The organism is Carboxydothermus pertinax (assembly GCF_001950255.1).
Taxonomy (GTDB): Bacteria; Bacillota; Z-2901; order Carboxydothermales; family Carboxydothermaceae; genus Carboxydothermus; species Carboxydothermus pertinax.
The window spans coordinates 1-2,482 of record NZ_BDJK01000034.1 but is presented as its reverse complement, the minus strand read 5'-3'; the positions used below and the strand labels follow the sequence as shown (position 1 = coordinate 2,482).

Below are 2,482 nucleotides of genomic sequence, written 5' to 3'. Positions count from 1 at the left end.
TTTTTTTTTTTTTGTCAATACAATTTTTAAACTTTTTTGTCAATTAAGAAAAATCTCTTTCCTCACTAACGGCTACTACGGTTTTTTAACCGTGAGGCTGCACCCGTGCCGGGAACACGATAAAAAACCCACCCGGTTTACCGGATGGGTTTTAAATGGTCGGAGCAGCGGGATTTGAACCACCAAAGTAGTCTAAAACACCCCAAGAACTTAGTGGCCTACTAAAATAATTTGAAATTTTTGCAGATTACAGCTGCCTTCTATGCTAATTTATTTTGAAAAACAAACGCCGGATTAATTTGCAAGTTCACACTAAAATTAAAATTATAAATATTAATACTACTGTGTTTTTGCTTAGCATTTTGTCTATATTTTCCACCAATACTAAAATATACTAAATATTTATTCAGTTTGATAACCGCCAAAAGTATAGTCTAGGCCATTTCCCGAATTTTTTATCGCCGACATTACCCGCTCCCGGGCTTCCTTGACCGCCGTATCGGGAAGGCCCACCACCTCCATCCCAGGAAGCCCGCGGTTTATGTCTACCTCCACCTCTACTACTTCTCCGTTAATGCCGTTTAAGGCAACGGTATGGACTTTAGAAAGCATTTATTTTCTCCTTTTGCCATTTTTGTTTCTTATTCGGCATATTTCCTAAAATTCCTCTAAAAAGAAAAAAGCCTGCTTGAAAAAGCAGGTTGGAAGGTTTTAATAAGTAGAATCAATAATAGGTAGCTAAAATCGTCATCAGAGACTGCAAGCTAAATGCGGTCAATTCTATGTATTGTTACGTTTAAATTCCATAAGCTTTATATCTTCTGATTAAAATGCTACAGATAATTTAAGTTTTCCCTTATGGACCTTCTCCAGGAAGAAAATTAAATTGTTCATCCACTATTTTCCAAATACCATTTTCTTTTGTTAACGTGAAAACATAGTGTTCTTTGCCACGTGGTGTATAGATTTTACCATTTTCATATATTTTAGCCCATACAGTTAAATCAGCTTCTGCAACGGCTTCATTACCATTAAAATCTACATTTAGATTCTCAATTTTTTCTACACCACCCCCTAAAGAACGGAAATCGTCATTTAAATTATTTTGCGATTCGACAGCTAAAATCAAAGACTCGGTTTTTCGTTTTAAGACTGGAGACTTATCACTATAGTAATTTTTTAATGTTGAAATAATTTTTTCTCTATGTTTACTAATTATATTTTCTGGAACAGTTATGTTTGATTTTAAATTATATGGTTCAGGAAGTTGGGGAAGAGATTGCGTTGATTCTATAGCACCCAATATAATATTTCTAATTTGGCTAATTTCTCTTGCTTCATCTTTATTTATAAAGCCAATATTAACTATAGCAATTAAAAATACAAAAAAGTTTATTAATAATAAAAATAGTTTTTGCTTTAATTTCATTCTATCCTCTCCTTTTAAAACGGTCTTACAACTGTAATTATCGTAGTAGCCCAATTAGGATTATATGGCTTTAAATGCCAAATTGCGTGGTATCTATTGGTAGTATGCTGGTCTTGTAGAGTTCCTACATATTTTGAATCAGGATCGGTACCGCTTCCAACTATTATACCTGCATGATCCATTATCCCATCATTATTCCAATCATAAAAAACAACATCGCCTGCTCTTAAACTGCTATTTGTATTAGACTGCTGGCTAGGTGACCAAACACCCACCTTACTCCCTGCGGGATTATTCATTAAATAGCGATAAAAATTATCTGCCACTGACCAACTCTTTGTTCAAACCCAGTAAATAATATCTGTAAAGTATTGTTTGCAATACCACATATAATCCTGTGATATTCCAGCTTCGTCAAATGGTTTATTACCACCCTTGGGGTCGTGAATACATTGAGATACAAAGTTGGTACAATCTGAAGTAAAGTGAGGATAGTCTATTAAGTTTGGGTTGAATACATGTAAATCAGCATACGAAACCGCTCCAGTGTAATTATATGTTGCATATACTCTATCAGTAATATAAAAGTTTATCATTAAACTTAGTAAAATTATTATAACCAAATTAATATACTTAATTGTTTTTGTTTTCATATTACACCCCCAAATTTTACTCTTTAAAATTTTAATGAAATTTATTTCAAAAACTTTGTAGTATCACCACCTTCAATTACATTATCAGGAATGCATTCCCTTTTATTACTATACTCGCTTTTTTATTTTTTTTGTCAAGAAAAATTTTAATAATTTTTTATAAATTAGTATAATCTCTTTCCTCTGCATTAACGGCTACTGCTACCTTCGCCGTTCGGGACTTTTACCCGTGAGTCTGTACCCATGCCGAGCGCACACAAAAAACCCACCCGGTTTACCGGATGGGCTTAAATCTCTACCAGTATGCAGTAAACGAAAAAGCTCCCACTTACGGGAGCTTTTACTTTCAATGGTCGGGCTGGCGGGATTTGAACCCACGGCCCCTACCACCCCAAGGTAG

Annotated in this window: 3 protein-coding genes and 1 pseudogene; all 4 read right to left on the bottom strand. The window is 34.5% G+C overall.

What is annotated here, in order from left to right; translation table 11 throughout:
- Nucleotides 1-402: 402 nt before the first annotated feature.
- Nucleotides 403-612, bottom strand: coding sequence for a magnesium chelatase domain-containing protein (locus tag cpu_RS08740; RefSeq protein ID WP_075859633.1), 210 nt, complete (start codon nucleotides 610-612; stop codon nucleotides 403-405).
- Between the two features lie 244 nt (nucleotides 613-856).
- Nucleotides 857-1,429 carry a hypothetical protein gene (locus cpu_RS08735; RefSeq protein ID WP_075859632.1) on the bottom strand — a complete coding sequence of 191 codons (573 nt, stop codon included), beginning with the start codon at nucleotides 1,427-1,429 and terminating at the stop codon, nucleotides 857-859.
- A 14-nt stretch (nucleotides 1,430-1,443) separates the two neighbouring features.
- A pseudogene (locus tag cpu_RS13990) lies at nucleotides 1,444-2,025 on the bottom strand (amidase domain-containing protein).
- A 258-nt stretch (nucleotides 2,026-2,283) separates the two neighbouring features.
- Nucleotides 2,284-2,482: hypothetical protein (locus cpu_RS13985; protein WP_234970223.1), on the bottom strand; the 199-nt coding region annotated here is incomplete at its 5' end.